This is a genomic window from Catenibacterium sp. co_0103, assembly GCF_004168205.1.
Classification (GTDB): Bacteria; Bacillota_I; Bacilli_A; order Erysipelotrichales; family Coprobacillaceae; genus Catenibacterium; species Catenibacterium mitsuoka_A.
Genome location: NZ_RCYB01000010.1, coordinates 13928 through 39437 on the forward strand (window position 1 = coordinate 13928; position 25510 = coordinate 39437).

General features: G+C 41.6%; 20 protein-coding genes. 10 read left to right on the forward strand and 10 right to left on the reverse strand.

Going from position 1 to position 25510, the window contains the following annotated elements:
• Window positions 1–83 precede the first annotated feature (83 nt).
• Complete coding sequence (locus EAI80_RS02980; RefSeq protein ID WP_110442440.1) at window positions 84–332, forward strand: DUF6061 family protein; 249 nt, start codon at window positions 84–86, stop codon at window positions 330–332.
• Between the two features lie 49 nt (window positions 333–381).
• Here EAI80_RS02980 and EAI80_RS02985 read toward each other — a convergent pair whose 3' ends face one another.
• From EAI80_RS02985 to EAI80_RS03015, 7 genes are all read right to left on the reverse strand, one after another.
• The gene (locus EAI80_RS02985; protein WP_129980875.1) at window positions 382–1407 is read right to left on the reverse strand and encodes a sensor histidine kinase; all 1026 of its coding nucleotides are present in this window, start codon (window positions 1405–1407) and stop codon (window positions 382–384) included.
• Window positions 1404–2081 (reverse strand): response regulator transcription factor, encoded by a 678-nt coding sequence (locus EAI80_RS02990; protein ID WP_033121503.1) that lies wholly within the window; start codon window positions 2079–2081, stop codon window positions 1404–1406. Before EAI80_RS02990 ends, EAI80_RS02985 begins: the two co-directional genes overlap by 4 nt.
• 19 nt (window positions 2082–2100) lie before the next feature.
• On the reverse strand, window positions 2101–4173 hold the full coding sequence (locus EAI80_RS02995) for an ABC transporter permease (protein ID WP_129980876.1): 2073 nt from the start codon (window positions 4171–4173) through the stop codon (window positions 2101–2103).
• Window positions 4163–4930, reverse strand: coding sequence for an ABC transporter ATP-binding protein (locus tag EAI80_RS03000; protein ID WP_129980877.1), 768 nt, complete (start codon window positions 4928–4930; stop codon window positions 4163–4165). The genes EAI80_RS02995 and EAI80_RS03000 overlap by 11 nt, the downstream gene beginning before the upstream one ends.
• Window positions 4931–5007: 77 nt before the next feature.
• The gene (locus tag EAI80_RS03005) at window positions 5008–6195 is read right to left on the reverse strand and encodes a hypothetical protein (RefSeq protein WP_117504237.1); all 1188 of its coding nucleotides are present in this window, start codon (window positions 6193–6195) and stop codon (window positions 5008–5010) included.
• 64 nt (window positions 6196–6259) lie between these two features.
• The gene (locus EAI80_RS03010) at window positions 6260–7204 is read right to left on the reverse strand and encodes a DUF3658 domain-containing protein (protein WP_110442444.1); all 945 of its coding nucleotides are present in this window, start codon (window positions 7202–7204) and stop codon (window positions 6260–6262) included.
• 25 nt (window positions 7205–7229) lie between these two features.
• Window positions 7230–8333, reverse strand: coding sequence for a DUF6076 domain-containing protein (locus tag EAI80_RS03015; protein WP_110442445.1), 1104 nt, complete (start codon window positions 8331–8333; stop codon window positions 7230–7232).
• Window positions 8334–8554: 221 nt separating this feature from the next.
• Here EAI80_RS03015 and EAI80_RS03020 point away from each other — a divergent pair, with 221 nt between their 5' ends.
• The 9 genes from EAI80_RS03020 to EAI80_RS03065 all read left to right on the forward strand — a co-directional run bounded on the left by EAI80_RS03020 (window position 8555) and on the right by EAI80_RS03065 (window position 17326).
• A complete protein-coding gene (locus EAI80_RS03020; RefSeq protein WP_110442446.1) occupies window positions 8555–9175 on the forward strand; it encodes a CHC2 zinc finger domain-containing protein in 621 nt (206 codons plus the stop codon).
• Window positions 9150–10523, forward strand: coding sequence for a phage/plasmid primase, P4 family (locus tag EAI80_RS03025; protein ID WP_238634374.1), 1374 nt, complete (start codon window positions 9150–9152; stop codon window positions 10521–10523). Before EAI80_RS03020 ends, EAI80_RS03025 begins: the two co-directional genes overlap by 26 nt.
• Window positions 10524–10922: 399 nt before the next feature.
• A complete protein-coding gene (locus EAI80_RS03035) occupies window positions 10923–11138 on the forward strand; it encodes a phosphoribosylglycinamide formyltransferase (RefSeq protein WP_109258817.1) in 216 nt (71 codons plus the stop codon).
• Window positions 11139–11464: 326 nt separating this feature from the next.
• Window positions 11465–12754: a plasmid recombination protein gene (locus tag EAI80_RS03040; protein WP_110442448.1), complete on the forward strand. Its 1290-nt coding sequence runs from the start codon at window positions 11465–11467 to the stop codon at window positions 12752–12754.
• An 18-nt stretch (window positions 12755–12772) separates the two neighbouring features.
• Complete coding sequence (locus tag EAI80_RS03045; RefSeq protein ID WP_117504225.1) at window positions 12773–13075, forward strand: hypothetical protein; 303 nt, start codon at window positions 12773–12775, stop codon at window positions 13073–13075.
• Between the two features lie 80 nt (window positions 13076–13155).
• Entirely contained in the window at window positions 13156–14802 is a 1647-nt protein-coding gene (locus tag EAI80_RS03050) for a recombinase family protein (RefSeq protein ID WP_202976589.1), read from the forward strand.
• Window positions 14803–14956: 154 nt separating this feature from the next.
• On the forward strand, window positions 14957–15208 hold the full coding sequence (locus tag EAI80_RS03055) for a winged helix-turn-helix domain-containing protein (protein WP_238634376.1): 252 nt from the start codon (window positions 14957–14959) through the stop codon (window positions 15206–15208).
• Window positions 15195–17003 (forward strand): HAMP domain-containing sensor histidine kinase, encoded by a 1809-nt coding sequence (locus EAI80_RS03060; RefSeq protein ID WP_129980878.1) that lies wholly within the window; start codon window positions 15195–15197, stop codon window positions 17001–17003. The genes EAI80_RS03055 and EAI80_RS03060 overlap by 14 nt, the downstream gene beginning before the upstream one ends.
• 32 nt (window positions 17004–17035) lie before the next feature.
• Window positions 17036–17326: a hypothetical protein gene (locus tag EAI80_RS03065; RefSeq protein WP_040389743.1), complete on the forward strand. Its 291-nt coding sequence runs from the start codon at window positions 17036–17038 to the stop codon at window positions 17324–17326.
• Window positions 17327–17361: 35 nt separating this feature from the next.
• On the opposite strand, the gene EAI80_RS03070 is transcribed toward EAI80_RS03065, so the two are convergent.
• From EAI80_RS03070 to EAI80_RS03080, 3 genes are all read right to left on the reverse strand, one after another.
• Window positions 17362–20898: a UvrD-helicase domain-containing protein gene (locus EAI80_RS03070; protein WP_161220271.1), complete on the reverse strand. Its 3537-nt coding sequence runs from the start codon at window positions 20896–20898 to the stop codon at window positions 17362–17364.
• A complete protein-coding gene (locus EAI80_RS03075) occupies window positions 20891–23452 on the reverse strand; it encodes a PD-(D/E)XK nuclease family protein (protein WP_129980880.1) in 2562 nt (853 codons plus the stop codon). The genes EAI80_RS03070 and EAI80_RS03075 overlap by 8 nt, the downstream gene beginning before the upstream one ends.
• 134 nt (window positions 23453–23586) lie before the next feature.
• A complete protein-coding gene (locus EAI80_RS03080) occupies window positions 23587–25485 on the reverse strand; it encodes an NAD(+) synthase (protein WP_129980881.1) in 1899 nt (632 codons plus the stop codon).
• Window positions 25486–25510 lie beyond the last annotated feature (25 nt).

Sequence of the window (25510 nt, forward strand, 5' to 3'; positions counted from 1 at the left end):
GCATACGGACAAATCCCGTCTGATTTCTAACAGGAAGTCAGACGGGATTTTCGCTTTATATTACGAATTATGGAGGACATACCATGAAAACCTTAATATCTTGTGCCTACAATATGGATAATTGCTGTGTGGAAGTGAAATTCAGCGACGGCAGTATGATTGCGATTGACACTATCGCCGTTGAGAACGAGATTGCTGACAATATGTATCAGCGGTCAGAGCTGGATTATTTGATCTACAACGCTCCTTTGGAGTATGCAGACCTTATCTTGAACGGCGATCCCGAAACCTATTTGAAAACTGTAACAGAATACAAGCCTTGGGATAGCTGACAACACGCTGCCCGCAGGAGAAAATCCTGCGGGCGTTTTTCTGTTTATATTATTTCCCTCCGTTGGATCTCAATTTAGGAAAGAAGATGACAATCTTGAAGCCCTTTCCCCACTGGGAAGCTGCTTCCAGATGAAGATTTAGATCGTCGGCCATCTTCTTAACCAGGTAAAGTCCCATACCGGTAGCCTTCTTTCTGCTGTCAGTAGAATCCCCGGTAAAGCCCTTTTGAAAAATGTACGGCAGATTATATTTTTTTACGCCAATGCCGTTATCTTCAACAGAAAGGATATCTGCGGTCTCCGAATGTATCACGGAAATTGTAAGCATGGGACTATCGCTGCTATATTTGATGGCATTGCTAACGATTTGTCCCAACATAAACTGAAGTCCTCTACGGTCTGTATAGACTGTTTCAGATTGCAGTTTGTTGAGAATGACAAACTGCTTCTCTTCAAGAAGTGGGGCATAGTCCTCCAGAACTTCACCCAAGCAGTCATTCAAATTGACATCCTCAAATCGGTAATCCTTTGTACTGCTCTTCAACCGGGCATAGTACAGCATCTGCGTGACATCCTCCTGAAGCTGACTGCGGACATAATCCAGCTTTGCTTGCAGGGAAGGAGAGATTTCATCGTTCCGGTTATCCAAGAGCATGGTCAGCAACGATAGGGGCGTTTTCGCTTCATGTGCCCAGCCCTCCACATATTCTTCATAGTCCTGTAGGGCATCTGCCATACTGTTACTCTCAGTTTTGTGTTCCTGTAAAACTGATGCCAGAAGCCGGATAGATTCTCCTCCTTCCCGGCTGATGGCACTGAGCAGCCGTTCCTCGTTGCAGATGGTAGGATCACTGAGGAAATCCCGGAACAGTTCTCGGCGGGTAGTCTCCCGCTTGTTTAGTACAAACAGAATCGCTGAAAACAAAAGGAGGCTTGTCAGAACTACTAACCCAATCAAGGGTTGAAATGCCTGAATGTCAGAAATCCAAAGAATGATAGCACAAAAGCAATCCACGCCCAACAGCAACAATAGCCAGGGGTAGTATCGCTCTGTTATGCGCCAAAGCTGCTTCATGGAGCCACCCCCGTTTCCAGACGATAGCCCATCCCACGAACCGCAACGATTCGCTGCTTCATCTCAAGACCGGACATCGTCTTTTTCAGCCTGGTCAGATTAACCTGCAAGGCATTTTCGTCTATGTATTCCGTGGTTCCCCATAGTGCTATGCAAAGTTGCTCCGTCGTGACCAGAGCATCGCCGCCGGACAAAAGAGCAACCAACAGTTTTCCCTGATTTTTTGGAAGCACGACAGAGGTATTATGAATATAAAGCGTGTAGGTCTGCTGGTCTAACAGGAAATCTGGTCCCTCTATGAGATTGGTACGGCCTTCATACCTTTTGAGAATATTGGATACCCTGGCAAGAAGCCGGTCTTTTCTGCACGGCTTCGTCAAATATTCATCGGCACCCAAGTGGAACGCTTGCAGTTCATCCTTTACCTGATCTCTGGAAGTTAGTACCAGGACGGGGATAGCGGTTTTATTCTTTAGTTCCTGGCAGATTTGAAAGCCACTGATCTCCGGCAAATTCAGGTCTAAGATCACAAGGTCAGGACGGAGGGCTGCCAGGAGCCGAGCGGCATCTTCAAACTCGGTGATTGCCTCCGCAAGATACCCGTCCTTTTGGAGCATATTGCAGAGTTCTTCCCGCATATAGACTTCATCTTCCACAACAGCAATTCTTTTCACGACAGCACCTCCTTCCAAATTATTCTTCTCTCTGCGGCTGCATCAGTGTCAGCAAATACCGATCACTGGAGTGCTTGACCACTCTCATATAAATATATTCTATCACGCAAAGCAGCAAAATCATAGTAGCAGATACAAGCAGCATTTCAGGCACTGTCCCACGGGTTCGGGACGAGAGTATCCCTGTAAACAACGCTCTGACTCCAAACAGACTGCTGACAGCTGCAACCAATACAGGAAGTTCCATAAACCACGCAATCTGCTTTCCGGCAGACTGGCAAAGGCTTTCGTAAGTGGCTCCCAGGCGGATCAGGGTCTGGTATCTACGCCCGGTTTTCTGCTGGCTCATCAGGAACTGAACACCCACAATGGTGTTGGCAACCACCAGGAACACAATCGCCAGATAGAGGGTAATATAGATGGATGCTACGGTGTAGAAAAGCTGGCGGCCCATATTCTGAAGATAGCTTTCATATTCGATACCTATTTTGTCCAGCTTCTCGTTCAGATCGGAATAGGCAGTCATAAGGCTATTTCCATTCAGAGCTTGCTCACTGAGCACCGCATTGACATAGGTATCATACATTCCCTGACTATAATATAGGAATGCTTCATCCGGAAGAATCAATGCAAAGGACAAGGTTATAGAACGGTCCGTGACCAAATTCACAGACTGAACCTCTCCTGTAAGATGAATCGGACTACCATCCAGTTCCACCTTGGGCTGCCCGGCCAATACTTGGTTCAGCATTGCGGTACGGCTTGCCGTAGTAAACTCTGTATCAATATAGACAGTGGCCTCCTTTTCGCCTAATTGGAGAGCCGGATTGCCGGACAATTCCAACAAACGATTATAGTCCGATAAACAAATCAAATATGGGTATGTGGCATAACCAAGATTGTTCAGAAGGACATCCCGGTCTTCCGACTGGGGCAGGCTCCGAAGAGAGTCCATAACAGCGTCCATGCTGTAGGCATTATCATAATCTTCTGTGGTGCGAATACGCCCAACCCTCATTTCAAAAAGCTCTGAAAATTGATTTTCCAAACTGTTTTCTTTCAGGACTGCCTTTATATTCGGAAGAACCTGCGATGAATCTTCTGCAGTATGATCTTCAAAAGTATAGTCGATTACATGGCCAGAAGACAGGCTATTCGTTCCTGCAATTCCTACGCCCGCACCAAAACAACACAGCGCCGCCAGAATCAGCAGGGAGCTGATGGCCATGGAGTTTGACTGATGAATGACATTCTCCTGAATCTGCCGGAAGGTAAATACATGAAGCTGCTTATTTCCTTTTCCTTTCTTAACAATCAAAGCAATCAGCGCACGCATCCCATAGAAAAGCAGCATCGTACCAACTATGCCCAACAGCAAAGTCAGTCCCATCATACTTACCTTTGTCCATGCAATTCCCTGAATCGCCATGTAGTAAGCCACTGCCAACATCACACTTCCGCATATAGCAGCCAGTCCATAGATAACAGATGGCATTTGCTTTTTGGGGCGGTTCGTTGGCTGGGATAGCAAAGTACCGATCTCCTGGCGGCTGATTCGTCCACTCAAAATCAGAAGTGCCGTCAGCTTAATTGCCAGAAATCCTGCCAGCGTCCATTCAATCGCAGACCAGGATAAAGAAAACTGATGACCGATGATCCCCATGCCTACCAGCTTGGCGGTGACAAGACTGACAATTTCTGAAAGCACCACAGCCACAGGTAAGCCTATGAGCATGGCAAGAATACTGGTCAGGCAATCTTCCGCCAGAAGCATACCAAACAGTTTACTTCTACGCATCCCCAACATTAGATAAACACCAAGCTCATGCCGTCTGCGCTCGAACTGATACTTGCAGGCAAAATAGATCAAAAAGAACAGAATACCGAGGGTCATTCCATAAAACGCAGGAATCAGAAGCAGGAGTTTGTCAACTGCGTCACTCTCCATTTTCTGCAAAAAGAGCATCACATCTTGAGTGGAGATGGAAAGAATCATGTAAAAGGCAACAATAGAAATCACCAGGGAGCTGAAAAACAGACCGTTTTCCTTTCGGCTGCGGCGGCTGTTCCGAAGAATGAGATTAGAGAACATTTGCGCTGCCCCCTCCCAGTTGCGCCATCACCTTCAGGATGCGCCCGTAGAACTCCTGCTGGCTTTCGTCTCCACGCCGAAGCTCATGAAAGATCACGCCATCCTGGATGAACAGGATGCGCTTACAGAAGCTGGCGGCATTGGAATCATGGGTTACCATCAGGATCGTAGCTTGTTCGTCACGATTCAGGCCGGACAGCTTCTCCATAAGACTTCTTGCGTTCTTAGAATCCAGCGCACCCGTCGGTTCATCGGCAAGGATCATTTGGGGATGTAAGATCAGAGCCCTTGCTGCCGCAACACGCTGACGCTGGCCGCCGGACATCTTGGACGGAAACTTATCCAGAACATCAGTGATTTCCAGATAGTCAGCCAACTGCTTCAGCCGCTGGCTGCTTTCTGCTTCGGATACCCCATGCAAGGAAGTCGGGAGCAGGATGTTTTCCCTGCCAGTCAGGTTGTCCAGCAATTCAAAGTTCTGGAATAGATAACCAACTTTTTTGCCACGGTACTCTGCAAGAGCCTTTCCCCTGAGGGATTGCAGAGTATCGCCCTCCACCTGAATGCTTCCACCGGTGGGCTGAATCACAGTTGCAATACAGTTGAGAAGCGTGGATTTACCGGAACCACTGCTTCCCATAATGCCGAGAAACTCTCCCGGCATCACCTGGAGGGTGATCCCATTCAGTGCATTTGTTTGACTTGTCACATTGCCATAGATTTTTGTTAAATTTTCAATATTCAAAATGGGTTTCATGTGAATACCTCCTATCATTTGTAATAAAATGATAGCATGGGAACACAGCAAATACCACTTACAGTTGTTGTAAGGATTCAGGATATAAGTGGCGGCTCAAGGGGGACGAGCATATATTTTTTAAGAGCATCAGGCGACAATGATAAAATATACCGGATCGCCTCATTGGCAAACCAGTTCGTTTTAATTGTATCCCAATCAGCAAGCCGAATGATTTCTGCTGTGCCGTTCTCAAAATCAACTGACATTTCGCCCCATTCGCCGTCGCAGTCTGCCTGGTATTCGTAGATTGCGGCGGTGATTTTCTTTTTGCGCTTGGTTTTGGATTTCTGTTTCAGCCGGACTGCATGGATAGCACCCTCGGCAACCAAAAACTCCGTCAGCTTGTCCACTGCTTTCCGGTAGGCTCGCTCTGCACCGCTGGCTGTGCTGCCCTCAAACATAACCGCCAGTTCTTCAAAGGTGGGGCGGTTCTTCCATGAGCCGACACGCCCACAGGTCATACAGATCGCCAGCCGCTTTTCAAGCAAGGTTTGCTCCCGGTAATTCAGTTTCTCAAATGCCCGCTGCACCTTTTCAGCCTGTATGCCGTTCCAGAGGATGTCGGTATAGTTCCATGTATCATCAAGGGCAACATCTTCACCTGTTTCCTCGCCATCCTCGTCCGTTACATAGAATGGCTGCTGATTGCGGATGCCACGGACTACTTTCAGGTATCCTTCCGCAAGGGCAAGGTCGCAGTTGTATTTCTTTGCAAATTCACTGACCGCATCCTTGGTGTTATGGTACAGCCACGCCATTGACCGCACCATTTTGTAATTGGTCAGAGAGGATACCGACCATTTTTCTTCGCCCATGCGGAAACGGAGCATAGCATCCCGAATGAACGGAAAAATGTATGTTGCATACTCCGCACCTTTGGCAGGAGCATAGTCCATCAGCTTTTGGAGCATTTGCTCCCGGCAGGACAGTTTTATATCCAGAAAACGGTCTGTGTCGTATCGATTGCCGCCATCCACACCGAGAAAGGTTTTGATGCGCTTGTTAAGTTGCAGCTCGTAGTGGTGGAGAAAGAATGAGAAATATTTCAAGTCTTTTTCCCGTAGGGCAGACAGGATATATTCGTTCGGATTGTCTACTGTAGGCGGTTCCGGTTCCAGCTGGAAGATGCGCTCTGCAACATAGGGTGGGATGCCATCATCGGATGGATTGACAGCGTGTTTCGGTATGTATCCGGTCATATTCCATGAAAAATCATTCAGCATAGCGCACCTCCTTCCAGTTTAGTAATACTCATAAATATCCCGTGATCAACTAATGGGTTATTTATTACTTTATTTTCTTTAACATACGGTGATAAATAGGTGCATTTGGTGCAGGAGTTGTGATTGGGAGCAGAAGTCCCTCTTTGATAAATTGTTCCACACGCAAAGCAATCCACCCATCACCGATCCCTAATTGATTCTTTCCAAGAACCTGTCCAACAAGCACGCTTTCCCTAAACTCGTCGTCCAGTGTATCCAATTCTCGAAGAATAAATGTATCATACAGAGTTTCTGATACGCTGACCAGTTTGCCGTTTATAACAGCACGAAGAGGAGAATTTTCCTGTTGGAGTTCTCTCCAGCGGTTAGCCAAACTACGAAGGTAATTTGTTGGCAACTTCTTCCCAAGAGATGCCATCCGTCCCAAGTGATAAGGTTCAACTTCTCCCCAACCGTTATACTGGACAATGCATCCATCTGGTCTTGTTTCCCACATTGGAAGCTCCACAATGGTAATATCCAATTTTTCAAAGCCGATTGGTCGTAGTTGTTCCAGAAGCCAATACAATCCGCACACATCATCTGGGTCTCGTCCGACCCAAACACGAATCGGCTCTCCGTTTTGTGCTTTTTCCAGTAGTGTAGCATAGTTCTTTCGGGATGTATTGAGAAGTTCAGTTACGATTTCAGATGCCATATCGGGCAGTATGCTTAGTAGCAAAGATAATGCCGACTCACGCTCCAAACAAATTCCTGCTTCGGAGATGTTGCCCACAGACAATGCCAGCGGAAGATTAACTATGTCCTTACGATTTCCTTCCAACGGTATAGCATTCTCCCAACCAGAACGCTCCCGTTCTTCTGCTTGATGCTGGAACTTTTCTATTTCTTCTTTTGAAACTGTCCCATCAGAGATAATTACACTGGTTGCTCCGCCTAAAAAACCCTTATGTCCAATCGCAACCGCCATAGTCCCTGCGGCACTGTCGCTAAATACTACTTCTAACATAACGTTGCTCACCTCTTAGCTAAATTCAAATTCTTTTTATTGCTTCTTTCTTCAACGCAGCCTGTCCCATTTCTTTTTCATAATCACCCTTGGCGTAAGCGACATTGCCCAGCGCCCGAAGCATCTTATCTTTCGCCAGTTTTTTCATAACCTCTGCAAGATCAGCGTCCAGAGCGCCACGCTTCACATAGCGGTTTATGGTATTCAGTCGCTTCTCATAAATCTGTTTCAGCGGATGATCGTCCGCAAGTTCCCGCTGTTCTCTGCCTTTCAGGTTACCGATCTGCCGGCAGGTGCGGTGCAGCTTGTCCCCCGGAGCGTAGCCGCCGCAGTATTTGGTGTGCCTTGCATTGGTGGTCAGAAACCATTTGCCGCAGATTTTGCATTTTTTCGGTGCATGGCCAACACACAGGCCCTCAAAGAGATCAGACCGGAACATCCCCACAAAGGATACATAGTGCATCCGCTTGACCAGCTTCGCAACTTTTTCGCCGGGACGGATGACGGATACATACTGAACGGAATTGTTCAGGGTAGACATCCAGGCATTGCCCTCCGTGATGGAAAACTCCGGCGGGAAATAATTGCCGAACATTCTGGCAAAGCCCTCTGCGGTGCGGTCAGCTTCGTTGCCGTCTGATTTTTCTGCAAAATCAAGCATGGTCGTTTGGTATTCCCCAAGGGAGTATGCCAGATGCCCGAAAACTGCGGTATAGCGTTGGAGCATCATCGCATCGGCAAAGTTCTGGATTTCTTCAAATTGCAAAGAATTGGTTGCGGCTTTTATGGCAAACTCCACATATTTCAGCGCATTGTCCACAGTAAAGACTTTTTCAATCCGTTCTCTGTGCTTTGAGATATTCATATAGGAGAACGGCGGTGTTTGACTGAGAATATCAAGCATCGTCAGAGCAGCTTCCGTTGCAATAGGACAGAGTGCAGAAGCATCCTGTCCGGCGTTTAATATTCCAAGCAGCAGATTGATTTTCTCGCATTGCTCGTTCATCTTTGCGATGGTATCCGCAGGGACATTCAGCGCATCACAGGCAAGAGCGCCGACAGGAAGTGTTTTTCCCTCATATATGACCGTATCCTGCCAAAAATCCAATGTCATCAGTTCTTGGTTCATGCTTGCCCCTCCTGTCCTGTTTTTTCATTGTCTTAATTCTATCATGCTAATGTAAAGAAATCTACATCTATCCATAAGTTGTCCTGTTTTTTGAAACGGGGTTGTCCTCCGATTAGCCTGTTTTTTGAAAAATCCGGCATAACAATAGTAGACGGAGCGAAGCACCTGCCAATCACGGCGGGTGTTTCGTGCTTTCTGAATACTATGAACGGAGGTTTTCTATGACAATCTATGAAACCATCAAGGTGGCAATCAGCGTAAAGCAAGCCGCCGAACACTACGGGCTGAAAGTCAACCGAAACGGCATGGCTTGCTGCCCGTTCCACAATGACAGGCATCCGAGCATGAAGCTGAATGAGGATTATTTCTTCTGCTTTGGCTGCGGAGTCAAGGGGGATGTGATCGACTTCGTGGCAAGGTCGTTCGATCTGAGCAGCTATGAAGCAGCGCAAAAGCTGGCTGCGGACTTTGGACTTGACCCAAAACCGCCCACTGCCGCAGCTATGGTCAAGCCGAAGCGTCCCTATATCCGTCAGTTACGGGAGGATGAAATGCTGTGTTTCCGGGTGCTGACGGATTATCTGCATCTGCTGGAAGATTGGAAAGTACGATACGCACCCAAGACACCGGAAGATGCTCTGGATGACCGTTTTGTGGAAGCCTGCCAGATGCACTGCTATATCGAATATATGGCAGATGTGCTGACGGTGGGTGATCTGGAAGAACGGGTGGCATTGGTGGACAAGCTGATGCAGGACGACAAAATTGCTTTTCTGCAAGAGTATACCGCACGAAAGAAAAAGGAGGTGGCGCACCGTGGCGAAGAACCGGAAAACGCCTAATATGAATTTGCCTGTCTGGTTTGACGGGCAGAACATCAACGAAGCTCTGTTTTGTGAAGAATTTCTGCATGAGCGCAGAATCATCTTCGCAAACGGAGCTTTTTTCACGCCCGATGGTCGAGTGACGGATGACCTTCCTCTGCGTGGGGAGATTTACGACAAGCTGAAATTTTGTGCCGTGAACAACATCCCACGGAAGATCACCAACATTCTGGAAGTGCTGAAACTGGAAGCGCAGGTGTCTGACTTCCCTCCGGAGCAGGATCGCATCCATGTTGCCAACGGTACGCTGCTCTTGAACGGCACTTTCACCGAAGGCAGACCGGCTATCGTGCGAAGCCGTCTGCCTGTCGGCTATAATCCCGATGCTCCTGCACCGGTGATCTGGCTGAACTTTCTGGATGGACTACTCTATGCAGAGGACATCCCCACCTTGCAGGAGTTCATTGGCTACTGCCTGATTCCATCCAACAAAGGTCAGCGCATGATGGTGATTAAGGGCAACGGCGGTGAGGGCAAATCCCAAATCGGTGCGGTGCTGTCCACCATCTTCGGCACGAATATGAAAGACGGCAGCATCGGGAAGATTTCTGAAAACCGTTTTGCCCGTGCCGATCTGGAACACATCCTGCTGTGCGTGGATGATGATATGCGGATGGAAGCTCTGCGTCAGACCAACTATGTAAAATCCATCGTGACTGCACAGGGCAAAATGGACTTGGAACGCAAGGGCAAGCAGAGTTATCAGGGCTGGATGTTTGCCCGGTTGCTGGCATTCAGCAATGGTGATCTGCAAGCCCTGTATGACCGCAGCGACGGCTTTTACCGCAGACAGCTTGTACTGACTACCAAGGAAAAGCCCGTGGGCAGAGCCGACGATCCCGACCTTGCTGAGAAGATGAAAGCCGAAGCTGAGGGCATCTTCCTGTGGGCGTTCGAAGGATTGCAGCGGCTCGTTGCCAACAACTTTAAGTTTTCGGAGAGTGACCGCATCCGTGAAAATCGGGAAGCGGTCAAGCGTGACAATAATAATATCTTTGATTTCATGGAATCGGAGGGATACATCCGGTGCAAAGCGGATGCGTCCATCAGCTCCAAGGATTTCTATGAAATCTACCGGATGTGGTGCGAAGAAAATTCCCTTGCACCGCTGAAAGCCCGCAGCTTCAGCGACGCCATGATTGCCAATGCCGGGAGATTCAATCTGGAACATTGCAACAACATCACCAACTCTGCCGGACGGCGGGTGTGGGGATTTATGGGTGTGGAAGCTGTGGCAAGGCCTCATATAAATGGGTTTTACGATGTTTCGTCATGTACGTACGTACCGGAGGAATGGCGGGATTGATTTTGCCAGTCATGCTCTGTACGTATGTACGCAGCATTTACCCCTGTTTTCTCCCATTATAGGAAACAACGGCTTTCAGAGACAACCTGTTTTCGGGTATTGAAAATCAATGGCAATGGAAACAGCAAAGTTTTTGACCGCAGGACGAAGCTATTTCACGAAATCGTGCTTCTCTGAACCGTGTACCCTGTTCACGGAACAATAGATGTTTTCATTTTTCCAGACCAAATCACACGAAACAGTAAAGCGGGATATGGTCATATATGGACAGGACATCACAAGCAAAATTCTGAACGGATTTCAGAGATTGCAGATTTTTCACTGTTCGGTGTATCTGCTCCGTTTTGGGGTGCAGAGATTGTACCGAACCACAAACAGAATTATGGAGGATTTTTCAATATGAATGTACGCAATGAAATCAAGGCACAGATCATCCGTGCTGGGATGACCATGCAGGAAGTTGTTGACCTGCTCTCGGACGAGTACGGATGGAGCGACAGCGTTTCCAACCTGTCCGCAAAATTACAGCGGGAAAGCATCCGATACAAGGAAGTATTGGAGCTTGCCGATGTGCTGGGATGCGACATTGTATGGCAGCAAAGACGGGAGAAGTGATGCCCCCGGCAACAGCCCCTCGCATCTCCCGTCCCCATAGGCACACCGCAGTGCTGCCTATGGATGGCAGTGAAAGACGCTGCCAACGTCTGCAAGAAACGTTCCGCAGAACAGCTTCATGCAGACGGGCTGACCATGGGAAAAGTTGCAGACATTTTGCCTTGGTCAGCAGAGGTCACCGCAGTGACCGCACACCCCCTCGGGAGAGCCCACGGCACTTTGCAGCCAGAATGGATGAAAGTGTTATAGTGGGTTATTACACTTCCGCAGAAGTGCATCCCCGCAGCCCCGCCCGTCTGCTACTCTCGAAAGAAAGGAAAAAACCTATGGCAAGAAACGATGGAATTGACCGTACCTTTGCCCGTAACCAGGACTTGCCCACCCTCGACGATGTGACGAAAGTTCAGGAGCATAACGAGCGAGAAAAAGACAGCTACTCCAATCAAGATATTGATACCACCCAGACCCACCGCAATGTCCACTTCAAGAAACCTACCGACAGCTATGCCGCCATGTTCGATCAGATGATTGCAGATGGTGTTATCTCCACCCGTGGTCTGAAAGCCGATGCGGTGAAATATGGGGAGCTGCTGTTTGATGTAAACTCTGCCTACTTCCACAACCACGGCGGCTATGAATATGCCAAACAGTTCTATGCCGATGCCTACAAAGCCGCCGTGGAGATTGTGGGCGGTGAGCAGTATATCCTCTCCGCTGTAATGCATGCCGACGAGCGCAACCGGGCAATGTCGGAAGCTCTGGGTGAGGATGTGTACCACTATCACCTTCATGTGGTTTATATCCCGGTGGTGGAGAAACAAATCCTGTGGTCGAAGCGATGCAAGGATGAATCCCTCCGGGGAACGGTAAAGGAAACGATCACACAGGTCAGCCGCAGTAAGAAGTGGGAATCCAAACCCGTTCTTGATGAAAACGGAAATCCGATGTTGAACGCAAAAGGGAAAAAGATTTTGAAGTCGTCCTACAGTGTGCTGCAGGATGACTTTTTTAATTTCATGCGAGCCGCCGGATATACCGATGTGGAGCGTGGAGAGCGTGGCAGTACCGAGGAACATCTGACGGTGACACAGTTCAAGGTACAGGCCGAACAGCAGCGTTTGGAAGCTGTGACCGGACAGGTGACACAGGCCGAGCAGAGCTTAGCGGATGCCAAAGCTGCCACGGAGAAGCAGAAAAAGAAACTGGAAGCTCTGAAAAAGGAAACTCAGGCTGCTAAGTCTGTTGCTATGACTGCACATGAGATTGAGTCGATGGGCAAGAAAAATCCCATTACGGGAAATGTTACCATGACGGCGGATGAGTGCCGCACGCTAAAGGATTATGCGGTCAGCAGCTTTGCGGAAAAGTCTGAGAAGCTGAAATACAAGCAGAAATTCGAGCAGGCAGATAAAAACGCAAAGATATGGAAAGACCGTTTTGAAAAACTGAACAAAGACTATGAGGAGCTGAAACAGAAAGCCCAGCCTTTCCTGGATGCGATTGAGATTGCATCTGAAAAGGTCTGGGCTTTTATCAATGCCATCCTCGCCAGGGGAAAGGAACTGTATGAACACAAACACCCTGCCCGCAATCGTGGACAGGACATGGAAATTTAAGAAAGGAACTATTTGCCTATGAAGAAAACCGTAGAGGAAATTAACAAGATGATTATGGAAGATGCCCCGATGGAAGAAATCAACGATGCCATCGGCTATATTGATATTTGCTCCTGCTTCGATCCGATTTTTGAGCCGCCTATTGATTTTCTGGAAGAATGCCGCAAGCGTTGGGAAGCGGCACAGTCCTCTTTCTGCAAAACCATTGAGTGCAAGATCGGAAACACATGGTATGTGATTGAAACGGAGTGTGACGGAAATGAGCCACTTACCGACAAGGTAAAACGGCTCATTTTTTCTGACAAGGGGGTGATTTGTTAATGACTGCGACACAAAAGCATGATATAATTCCAATATGCACAACGGTACTGTCGGCTGACCAACCACCGAAGGAGGATATTATGTTGGATCAGCAGAAAATTACCATTCTCTATTGCCGTCTGAGCAACGAGGATGCCCAGGAAGGCGAGAGTAACAGTATCGCAAATCAGAGAGAGTATTTAACCCGATATGCCCGTGACCACGGGTATACAAACCTGAAAATTCTGGTGGATGACGGTTATACGGGGACGAACTTCAATCGTCCCGGTGTGCAGGAAGGCTTTGAGCTTGTCAAGCAGGGGCTTGTGGGCTGCTGGCTGGTCAAAGACCTCAGCCGCTTTGGTCGTGACTATCTGACTGTTGGACAATATACGGATATTATCTTTCCGAGTTATGATGTCCGCTTTATCGCTATAAATGATGGCGTAGACAGCAACCGGGGAGACAGCGAGGGCTTCGCCGCAATCCGTAATCTGTTCAACGAGTGGTATCCCCGTGATACCAGCAAGAAAGTCCGTGTCAGTTTGCGGCAGAGAGGAACCAGTGGGAAGCACATGGGCAAACCGCCCTACGGATACCGCTGTGACCCGGAGGACAAGGATCACTGGATTCTGGATGAAGAAGCGGCTCCGGTAGTCAAGCTCATCTTCGACCTTTGCATTGACGGCAAAGGCCCGGAGCAGATTGCAAGGATTCTGGAAGAAAAGCAGATTCTGACTGCAAAGGCACTCTATGCCAAGCGAAAGAAAAAGCCGATGCCGGAAAGACCGTACCACTGGGGCAACCAGTCCATTGTAGGGATTTTGGAACGGCAGGAGTACACAGGCTGTACCTGCAACTTCAAGACTTATTCCAAGTCCTACAAGCTGAAAAAGCGGATTCCCAATGAGCCGGAGAATATGTTTTATCTGCCGGACACACAGGAAGCGATTGTATCTCAGGCACAGTTTGACAGGGTGCAGGAACTGAGGAAAAACAAACGCCGCCCTGCAAAAGCGGAACGGCAGGGATTGTTCTCCGGGCTTCTGTTTTGTGCCGATTGCGGCGGCAAGCTCCACTTTGCCACAAGCAAAAACTTTGAGGGCAAGCAGGATCACTACGTCTGCAACAACTACAAGAGCAACCGTGGTACTTGTACTGCCCACTATATCCGGGAAGATGTGCTTCGTGAAATCGTTCTGGAACGCATCCGGGCAGTCAATGAGTATATCCGAAGCGATGTGGACGGTTTTCAGGAGGAATGGCTGCAATGCCGCAGGACTGACCAGGAGCGCAGCATCCGGGATGACAAAAAGAAGCTGGAACAGGCAAAGAAACGCCTTGCCGATCTGGATGTCATCATCGCCCGGCTGTACGAGGACTATGTTCTTGGAAATCTCAATCAGGACAGATACAGAAAGATGTCTGCGGACTATGAAGCGGAGCAGGAACGGTTAAAGCTCGAAATTGAAGTTATCGAAGAATGGGTGGAACAGCGGGAAGAAATGAACGACGGTCTGGATGCCTTTATCGCCCTGACACAGAAATATGTGGATGTGGAGGAGCTGACACAGACCATCGTGAACGAGTATATCAAGAAAATCATCGTCTATGCCCCGGACAAATCCAGCGGCAAGCGCAAGCAGAAAGTGAAGATTTTCTTCAACTTCGTGGACGATGTAGATATTCCCGTTATTTCCGAGCCTATCATCACGCAAACAACCTATGAACACAGAAAAACGGCGTGACCTTCGGGTCACACCGTTCTCTGCGACAAAATAGTTACTTGTCACTATTAAGCCTTCTGTTTTATATGCGAAATGTCAGGCTATTTTAAATAGAAGCAAGAAGACAGAAAAAGAAGATAAAGAAACAATCTGGTTAGATGAAAGTAAGCATCTCATGTATGTAGATGGTGAAGCGGTAGCGCTTCCTAATAAAGAATATTTGTTGATGGAGTTGTTTTTAAATAATAAGAATCAGTTATTTACTCGTTCTCAGATTTTAAATAAGGTCTGGGGTTATGATTATTATGGTGATGGACGTGCTGTAGATACTTATATTAAGAAACTAAGAAAAAAGTTAGGTGTACATTCACATCGTATTCAGACTATTATGAAGGCAGGTTATACATATACGGATGAAGAAGACTAAATGGTCTTTTGGACTTGTACAGCGTACTTTCTTCTTAATGCTGTTTGTATTTATTATTATTCTAGGACTTATGTCCTTACAAGGTATTACAGAATACAAAGAGCGTCTTATTAGTTCAACTTACGATGCTTCACTCACTTCAGGTTTGCAGAGTATTTATCAAACAGAATATTCATTAGATAATAAGAATATGACTAAATATTTAAAGAATTACTACCTAACCAATGAAGGTATGTCTGCAATTGTTGATAGTGATAATAATATTAAGTCATTTGTGAGCAGTGCTTCTTTACATGTATCTCAATTATGGATTCTTGATGAAAATAAGAGTCAAGAAATCATGGTAGATATATCTGAAAATAATTTAGTAAAGAAAATCAATGAATATATGATTGCCCATCCGGATGAGAATTATGAAGTAGTTATAGGCGGTGCACAGTCTAAAAAGAAACAATATTATATTAATGATGGTGAACAAGAAGTTGAATACTATACATCAATGGATACAACAGGTATTCATCCTGCTTATCTTGCGATTAATGGTAAGGTGTTACTTAATAACTCACATAAATCATTGAAGAAGTATAAAATATCTTGGTATATGTCAGAAAGATGTTTTTATGAAAGAAATGGTTCAAGTGGTGGAAGAGAGTTTACGGATTATAAGAAGCTAAAGAAGGCATTAGAGAAACAAATCAAGAAGATTGATAGTATTGAATATTCAAAAGGGTCTGATTATGTGCATTCTAAGAGTATTAATGTAGGTGATGGTACAATGACTATTGTGCTTTCAGAACTTAATCAGGAAATCTCTTCTGTATCAAATACAAGTGGTGTAAAAGGTTATTTTGTATCTGCAAGCTTTATACCAAAATTAACTAAAAGAGCTGCTGTGAACTATTTTGAACATTCCTGGTATATTTATATTATTGTGCTCTGGTTAAATGTTGTGATTTCTATTGTAATCTCACATATGATTACTAAACCATTAAGACATGTATCAGAAGTTACAAGTGAAATTGCGAAAAATGATTTCAGTGAGAAGTTTTTAATTACACGTCATGATGAAATAGGACAATTAGAAAACAATATTAACATTATGAGTACGAACTTAGAGAATACAATCAATCAGCTTACTGAACAATTAGAACATGTCCAAAGACTTGAACATACAAGAAAACAGTTTATTGCGAACTTCACACATGAGATCAAAACACCTCTTGGTATTATTGCCGGTTATTCTGAATTATTAGAAGATGCTACAACACAGGAATCAAGAGAAAAATATATTTCTATCATCAATGAACAGATAGAGCGTATTAATGGTATTGTACTCACAATGTTGGAACTTTCACGTTTAGAATCAGGTAAGATTGAACTCAATAACTATTATGTTTCATTATCTGAATTAGTAGAAGAAGTTATAGATGATTTTGAATATGAATTAGAAAAGAAACAACTTCATGTAGTAAAGGAATATGAAGTTGTTGATTTAGATTGTGATCCTATTCAGATAGAAAGAGTCATTAACAACCTCACATCTAATGCGATTAAACATACCGAAGAACATGGTACAATCACATATCGTATTATGAAGCATCGCTTTGAGATAGAAAATGAAGGACATCATCTTTCTCAGGAAGAGATGGAATCTATCTGGGAAGCCTATATTTCTAAGGATCAAGGTGGAACAGGACTCGGTCTTCCTATCGTAAAAGCGATATTAGAGAGACATGGATATCATTTTGGAGTAGAAAATACAGAAAAAGGTGTTCTATTCTACTTTGAATATTGATATAATAAGTCAAGTAGGGAATGGGTGATCTTATGAAACTAAAAAGAGTACAGTTTTTTATGTCTAAACAAAGTTATCTAGCTAGTCTCCTTGCGATTGCAGCATTAGTCTGTTATTTCATAGGTTACGCCTCAATTGCGATTATACTTACTATCGCGATTATTATTTGTTTAGTTATTTATTTTATTCTTGGTCTCGTTTATTGGAGATGCCCTTATTGTCATAACTACCTTCCCACAAAAGATGCAGGTAGTTTAACAGTGTGTCCCCATTGTCAAAAAGAATTATTTAGAGATGAAGAAAACAATACTGTAGAAAAATAAAAGGCTGATATCACATAAGTGATATCAGTCTTTTTCTATAAGTAAATAGCTTTATTGATGTGAAGATAGTAGATAATAGGTTGTACATCTGTATGGAATACTTCTTTAAGTACTTTAGAGTAATAAGACAACTGTGTGCGATGGAGATCTTTAAGTGTTTCATCACTATTATCTTTTGATACTCTATCTGTCTTATAGTCTAATACATAAACCTTATTGTCTTTTATAAAGACTAAGTCAAATATACCATTGATGATGAGACCATTCTCATCTTTGTATCTAAATTGTTTTTCTTGGTAAATTTGATCTGCATCTTTAATCAATTGATATGTATCGCTATTGATAAAATCATTGATATGAGGAAGATAGTTCTTTAGTACACTCAATCCTTCTTCATCAAACATCTGATTCGTATAAAGTGATTCAATCAATTCTTGAGGATCATCATCTTTGAAATTAAAGTAGCTTAACAAGTTATGTACGAGTGTTCCTCTATCTGTTGCTAGATAGTGTGTTTCTTCATTACTGAAATCAAAGTGAGTTTCATCACTCTTCATTTCTTCCATACTTGTGACCGCAATGCTACGTGGTTCAACAGGATATGGATATTCAAAATCATAATACTTCTTATAGGCACGATATTGGTTCTCTATCTTTATTTTCGCATAAGGTGGAATACGTTGTACTGTTTCACTGATATCTTGTATTGTGCAATGGAAACGCGCTAACTGAGTATCTTTATTATCTAGTTCTTTAAAAGAAGAACGATCTAATGAAAGATAAGGTCTAATTTCAGGAATTAGTATCTTTAAATCATTTTGGAAGTCTTTATGTCTTAATAAAGCCATTATCACCCAATTCAAATAATTATTCGTAGAACGCATGGCAAGGTTATATACAACACCCTGTCCCTTCTTTAGAGTAGGATCTGTATCATTGGCCTGTACTTGACGGGCAATAGAAATAATCTCTTCTTCATCCTTGATTGTACCGGTTAGGATGAGTTTCTTTTCTGCACGTGTTAAGGCAACATAAAGAATACGCATTTCTTCATTCACTGTTTCTTGACGAATGAACATCTTCAACATCTTTGAATAAGGATGTTCATACTTACATACAATATTACCAAAAGGAGATTCTTCTAGCTTACATACACTTCCTGCCACTCCATCGTGCTGAGAAATAATAATTTCCGCTTTTTCATCAGAAGTATTAAATTTCTTCTGCATCGCACTCACAAAAACAACAGGGAATTGTAACCCTTTAGACTTATGAATAGTCATGAACTCTACAGCATCATTTTCATCACTCGCAATAAAACCAGGTGCCTGGTTAGAAGAAGAATCTAATAGTTCTAGGTAATCCTTTAAATAAGGATATTCTTCATTTGTACGGAATGTTTCTAATAGAATATCTAAGTTTGCGCTACGTTGTTCACCATTCATTAACTGGGATACAAAAGATTGGTATCCTGTTTCTTTTAAACATTTCTTTAATGTTTCATAAGGAGAAGATGTCATGGCCGTATTTCTTAAATCATCAAACACTTCTAAGAAATGAAGAACTTTATTGTTGGTATGATGTGTGAGGTTGATGTAAAGAGGATCTTCTGCGTCTCTGATTTCTAATAATTCATTTTCCGTAAAATGAGAGAATAAGAAGTTATTATGTAATACAGATAACATCGCAATATCATCATATGGATTAACCAAAGCCTTTAATAACGTCATCATACTGATGACTTCATTGGACTCAAATAAACCACTCGATAAAGTAATATTTGCAGGAATATGATAACGTTCAAATACTTTCTTATAGGTAATAAATTCAGTTGTAGAACGCATGAGTACCGCAAAATCATGATATTTATAATCTTTTAACTTTCTCATACTGATGATTTTCTGGGCAATCATATGGGCTTCTACTTCAGATTTTGTATATTCTTCCTGATTCTTATAAAGAGAAATAAGTATGTCTGTATCAAAATCATGATTCTTCTCTAGTTCAGGAAGTGTTGTACCTTTCGCATCAAAATCATATCTTAAAATCGCATTATCACCATGGATATACTCTAATCCACCTACAGAACTATCCATAATACAATCAAAAATATAATTGACACTATCCAATACAACTTTTTCAGAACGATAGTTATACTTTAAATCAATACGAATGTTTGTATCATATTCTGTCATCTCTTCTAGTTTAGTGAATGTATCAAACTTATACTGGAAAATAGAAGGATCAGCTTGTCTAAAACGATAAATAGACTGTTTCATATCACCGACCATAAACATTGGAATATGTTCATCATAGTTCGCAATCTTTAAGACAAGGTTTTCCTGCATTTCATTGGTATCCTGATACTCATCCACCATGATTTCCTTTAATGTATGATTCAATCTTTCTACAACTGGAAGATCAGGCTGCAACAGTCTTGTTGCATATTCTTCTAGATCATGGAAGTCTAATTCATTTCTAGCTTTCTTTGCTTCACTATAATCTTTATTGAACTGATTCAATAATCCATCTTTACCAAGTAAGAATTCAATATCTTTAAAAGAATAATCAAGATATTTTTTGAACTCCTCTGTTGAAGTAAAAGATAACAACTTCTTTAATTTTGAAAGAGGATCAGTGACATTTCCTTTTAACTTTGTATATTGTTTCTTAACAGAATCATCTACACCTAATTCACTCCATTTAATACTTGCCATTTCTAACTTTTGAGACAGTAAACTTTTTAATGTATCAAAGGTAAGAGGTCTATTTAAGGCATCGTAGAGATCAGAATAATAATCATATAATGCAGTGGCAGGTGCAGGTTTTTTCGCATTTTCAACAGTTTCAAAGAAATAAGTAATATCATGCTTTTCACAGAAGCGATATAAAATATTATAGGCACTTAAACTTTTAAGACAGCAGTCTCTATATAATTGAGTCATGCCTTCTAGAATAGGCATGTTTCTAGAAAGATTAAAATCATAATATCTTTCATGAACTTGATCAAGGAATTGATGGAAATCCACAAAAGAATTGGTAATATTCTGGAAGTCTATTAAAGTCTTCTTTAAATCATCAAAGTTATTTTTTGTGTTATGACGGTAAGCATAATCCTTGAAATCTGGATCTTCTATCCATTTCTCTAAACACTGATCTAGTACTTGGTCTTTAATTAAATCAGGTGAAGGGTTCACCTTAAATCCGGGCATCACACCAATTAAATAGCCATACTTCTCTAATAGTGTCTTACAGAAACTATCAAACGTAGTGATATAGGCATGAGGCAGTAATTGAATCTGTTCTTGAATATGTCTCAATGTTTCTTCATCATGATTAGCTAAAGCTTCTTCATGTAAAGACACATTCAATCTTTGTTTCATTTCATTTCCTGCTGCTTTAGTAAAAGTTAATACTAGAAATTGATCCATTGAATAATGATCATTCACAATCAAACTAATTAAACGGGCCACAAGAATTCTTGTCTTTCCTGAGCCAGCAGGAGCACTGACAAGAATAGTCTTCCCTCTTAAATCAATTGCAGCCTGTTGTTCTTTATTGTATTTAGGCATTCTCGTCATCTCCTTTTAGTTTTTTATACATATCTTTCGCAATCATTCTATTTTCATTTTCAAATACATCAAATAAACATACTGACTTATAAGGGCAATAAGTACATGGATAAACCTTAAAATCACTGTCTGGCTGGGCACCATCTGTTAAGGTAGGATGGATAGGAATTAATCCAGCATGAATCTTTTTATATAGTTCGGAAATATGATTTTCCACATATTCCATAATTGAATCTAGTTCATCAGGGGAAATAACCTTTGCGCTATTCGCATATTCTCCAGACTTCTTTACCTTAACAGGTGCAACTAATTCAGGTGTAGATCCGAGTCCTTTTACAGAATTAGTAGATCCATCATCCACCATATAGCCTTCCATACGATATTCTTTTAATACATCCTCATCGCTAAGTGCATAACTTGTATCTCGTGTTAGTATTCGTTTCTTCATATTAAAGTATAACATACCTGCACGATCCTTATTCTCCTGTTTACATAACATATCTAGATAAACAAGCATTTGAATATTAAATCCCTGCATCGCAAGATTTAAATCAATTTCTTTACTACTTGATTTATAATCCACAATACGTGCATAATTTCCAAATTCATCTACTCTATCAATAATACCTGAAAAAGGAACATCACCAATCTGTCCAGAAATCTCTTTTTCTTTAGATACAGGTACATACCCACCCATTTTTAACTGCTTCTGAATAATCTTGATTGTCATCTTCATATCTTTAATGAGATTATCAATAAAGTATTGGTTCATTGGATGACCATCATATTTCTCTTTCAGATTCTCTTCTATATAGTGCATTGCTTCTTGATCTACAAGAGATTCATTATCTAAACACTTCTCCATCAAATAATGACATAAAGAACCAAGTTCACTTGTTTGTAAAGTATCTTCTCTCTTTTCTGTAATCTTTAATCCATATTTAATGTAATAAGAGAAAGGACACTTATTATATGTTTCTAAACGAGATACACTGACCCCTCTTCCGAGCTTATTTGTATCTTTAATAAACTCAGGCTGGTTACTTGTCATCTTATAATGATCAATCAATCGATTAATAGGATCTTCATCTATACGTGACTGATTTAAATATAGGTTATTCTTGATGAGATTCAATGAAGGATTGATATATTCTAATTCAAAGAGATCACTCAAACGTGACATAAGAATAGAAGGAATTAACTCATTGGCAGCCATATTCTTCTTACTATAAGAGAATGTATAAGATAAATAAGGATTTAAAAGAACCTGTATAATACGCTTATAATGTGCCTGTAACTGTTCATCTAATAATAGAGGATGAGGATTAAACTGTTTATAGTCTTCCTCCATTAAGAATCCTTTATCACTGATTTCTAAAGGTAAGAATGTTTCATTGATTCCTGTTAAGTAAATATGTTTTTGTGTTGCAGTGAGTCCCTTTTCAAGTGAAGTCACAATAACACCTGTCTTATTTGTAACTCTATTACCTGGGATAATACATTGAAGGAATAAATCAAACTCTTCTGGACTAATTTCATCATCACATTTATAGGCATCAAGAGTTTTAATCATAGAGGCACTGATATCCTGTTTTTGAAGGAATTGAATAATTTCTTTAAAAGTATGTCCAATACACTCTGATAATGATCGAGACATTTTACGATAATCACTATTATAATGACATGTTTCATTTTGTGATAATGTGGCAGGAATATTGAGTTCATCAAAACAAATAGTCAAATAATCTGAATAGCTTGCCTGATTTGTGATGATCATAAAATCTTTATACTGCAGCTGTTCATTCACAATACGTGATTTAATATCACAGGCAATCTTCATACATTCCTGCATAGGATGACCACCTGTAATAACACGTCCTTTTGCAACTTTATGTACATCACTATTATCAAATAAGTGATGAATAATAGCCTCTTCATATTCACTTAATACTTCATCTGCATCTGTTATCTCTAATAATGTGACTGGAACATAATTGTCTATCTTCTTAAACAACTCTTTGGATGCAATATGAGGATAATCATCACTCATAATATAAAGAGGAGTCTTTAAAGAATCATCTATTAAATCTTCTACCATTTCTTCAATTGTCCAGTATCCCCCTGGAATAAGAGAATTAATTGTATATAAATCTTCACATTTTTTACTTAATAAAGTATCTTCGAAAAACTGTTCAAGAGTTATATTATTTCTATGAATCTTCTTAAGTGTATTAATGAGTTCAAGAATCATCTCATAAGAATTAGAACTAAACTGTATTGTATTAAATGTATGACAAGAAAGAATATGACGCATTATAAAAACAAGATCTGCCTGTGAATAAATATGACGGGCAAACTGTTTATGTGAAATCAAAATCTTATCTATATATTGTTTAAGTGTTAGAACTTCTATATCAAATAAACAGGAATACTTATTCAAGAATAGATCTTCTACATATTCTGTATTTTCTGTAATGATATAAGCAGGCCCCTGTAAGTGTTCTGCCAATTCATTGAGTTTTTTATTGAGGTGCATCCCTTTAATAATCTGCATAATGATTCTCCTTCATTTGTACTTTGGTACTATTATATCATTGCATCTAAAATCATGCATTAAGTTCAGTCTCTATAACACCTATATAATGGAGGTAAGAAAAAAAGCCTTCCACATAAGTGGAAAGCTTCAGGTTAACGTAACTCATCAAGCCACATAGATACATCTGCATCACTAGGCATACGTAAATCTCCACGAGGAGATAAAGCCACTGAACCAACTTTAGGTCCATCTGGGATACAGCTACGCTTAAACTGCTGAGTAAAGAAACGTCTATAGAATAGAGTGAGCCATTTCTTAATTGTTGCTTCATCATATTTATCACCATATGTATGAATCGCAATACGTAATAGTTTCTGTGGTTCATAATGGAATCTTGCATGATGATAAAGGAAGAAGTCATGTAATTCATAAGGTCCTACAATATCTTCAGTCTTCTGAGTAATTTCACCATCTTTGGCAGGAAGTAATTCAGGTGAGACTGGTGTATGAAGAATATCCTGTAATGTAGCTTCTAATACTTCACCTTTATATAAAGTAGATACATAATCTACAAGATATCTTACAAGTGTCTTAGGAACAGAAACATTAACGCCATACATACTCATATGGTCACCATTATAAGTAGACCATCCAAGTGCAACTTCTGATAAGTCTCCTGTACCTACGACAATACCACCTGCCTGATTCGCAATATCCATAAGAACCTGTGTTCTTTCACGTGCCTGGCAGTTTTCATAAGTGACATCATGAACTTCAGGATCATGATTAATATCTTTAAAATGCTGGTTAACGGCATCTTTGATATTGACTGTCATAGAAGTGACTTCTAGTTCTTTCATAAGTGTTAAGGCATTATTTAAAGTACGATCAGTTGTTCCAAAACAAGGCATAGTCACCGCAATAATATCTGATACAGGACGTCCTAACATCTTATAAGCCTTATGCATTACAAGTAATGCGAGAGTAGAATCTAGTCCTCCAGACATACCAACAACGACTTTCTTAATATGAGCTGCTTCAAGTCTCTGCATTAAGCCATGAGTCTGAATATTAAATACTTCTTCACAACGTGCAGCACGTTTATCTTTATCACTAGGGACAAATGGATGAGGATCATAATAACGATCTAAATCTAATTCTTCATTATCTAATGCAAATGGTACGGCATCAAAATAATCTTCACTATCATAAGTTGTCATTTCAATACGTTCTGTATGAATCTTTTCTAAATCCATATCTGCATAGATTAAACCTGTAGAATATTGAGTAGATTCTTTAAGTAATGTACCATTTTCATAAATAAGATGATGATTAGAGAATACCACATCTGTTGTTGATTCACCTAGACCTGTATTACTATAAACATAGCCACATACAAGTCTTGCACTTGTTGCACTAATTAAACTACGTCTATAATCACTCTTACCAGTTAAGTTATTAGATGCAGAAGGGTTCACAATAAGTGTTGCTCCATTTAAACATGCATCAGTACTTGGTGTATGAGGTACCCATACATCTTCACATATTTCTACCCCAATCTTTAACCAAGGATGATTTACATCTTCAAAAATCTGTTCAGTTGTCACATGAATTTCCTGATCACATAAAGTAATATACTCATCTAAATCACGACCACTCTTGAAATGTCTACCTTCATAGAATTCATGATAATTTGGAATATATGTCTTAGGTACAGCACCTAGAATATCTCCTCTATGTAATACAAGAGCACAATTGTAAAGATCATTACGGATGACAAGTGGCATTCCAATAACAATCACTGTATCAAGATCTTTTGTTTCATCTAGAATATATTGAAGCTGTGTTTCTGATTCATTCAATACTCTTTTCTGAAAGAAAAGATCTTCAATTGTATAACCAGTTAAACATAACTCATTTAATACAAGAACCTGTGTATGATTTGCGTTGGCTTCTTTTGATAAACGGATAATCTCCTGCGCATTCTTTTTCACATTTGCGATAGAGACTTTAAAAGAACCAGCTGCAACTCTAATAAAACCATCTTTCATAAACATTCCTCCAATTTCCCTCTCA

Coding starts and splice junctions, on each gene's coding strand:
- EAI80_RS03060 (WP_129980878.1), top strand. CDS start 15,195: ATGAAGAAGACTAAATGGTCTTTTGGACTTGTACAGCGTACTTTCTTC.
- EAI80_RS03045 (WP_117504225.1), top strand. CDS start 12,773: ATGAAGAAAACCGTAGAGGAAATTAACAAGATGATTATGGAAGATGCC.
- EAI80_RS03055 (WP_238634376.1), top strand. CDS start 14,957: ATGTATGTAGATGGTGAAGCGGTAGCGCTTCCTAATAAAGAATATTTG.
- EAI80_RS03020 (WP_110442446.1), top strand. CDS start 8,555: ATGACAATCTATGAAACCATCAAGGTGGCAATCAGCGTAAAGCAAGCC.
- EAI80_RS03035 (WP_109258817.1), top strand. CDS start 10,923: ATGAATGTACGCAATGAAATCAAGGCACAGATCATCCGTGCTGGGATG.
- EAI80_RS03050 (WP_202976589.1), top strand. CDS start 13,156: ATGTTGGATCAGCAGAAAATTACCATTCTCTATTGCCGTCTGAGCAAC.
- EAI80_RS02985 (WP_129980875.1), bottom strand. CDS start 1,407: ATGAAGCAGCTTTGGCGCATAACAGAGCGATACTACCCCTGGCTATTG.
- EAI80_RS03065 (WP_040389743.1), top strand. CDS start 17,036: ATGAAACTAAAAAGAGTACAGTTTTTTATGTCTAAACAAAGTTATCTA.
- EAI80_RS03005 (WP_117504237.1), bottom strand. CDS start 6,195: ATGCTGAATGATTTTTCATGGAATATGACCGGATACATACCGAAACAC.
- EAI80_RS03075 (WP_129980880.1), bottom strand. CDS start 23,452: ATGCAGATTATTAAAGGGATGCACCTCAATAAAAAACTCAATGAATTG.
- EAI80_RS03080 (WP_129980881.1), bottom strand. CDS start 25,485: ATGAAAGATGGTTTTATTAGAGTTGCAGCTGGTTCTTTTAAAGTCTCT.
- EAI80_RS03010 (WP_110442444.1), bottom strand. CDS start 7,204: ATGTTAGAAGTAGTATTTAGCGACAGTGCCGCAGGGACTATGGCGGTT.
- EAI80_RS03040 (WP_110442448.1), top strand. CDS start 11,465: ATGGCAAGAAACGATGGAATTGACCGTACCTTTGCCCGTAACCAGGAC.
- EAI80_RS02995 (WP_129980876.1), bottom strand. CDS start 4,173: ATGTTCTCTAATCTCATTCTTCGGAACAGCCGCCGCAGCCGAAAGGAA.
- EAI80_RS03070 (WP_161220271.1), bottom strand. CDS start 20,898: ATGCCTAAATACAATAAAGAACAACAGGCTGCAATTGATTTAAGAGGG.
- EAI80_RS03000 (WP_129980877.1), bottom strand. CDS start 4,930: ATGAAACCCATTTTGAATATTGAAAATTTAACAAAAATCTATGGCAAT.
- EAI80_RS03015 (WP_110442445.1), bottom strand. CDS start 8,333: ATGAACCAAGAACTGATGACATTGGATTTTTGGCAGGATACGGTCATA.
- EAI80_RS02980 (WP_110442440.1), top strand. CDS start 84: ATGAAAACCTTAATATCTTGTGCCTACAATATGGATAATTGCTGTGTG.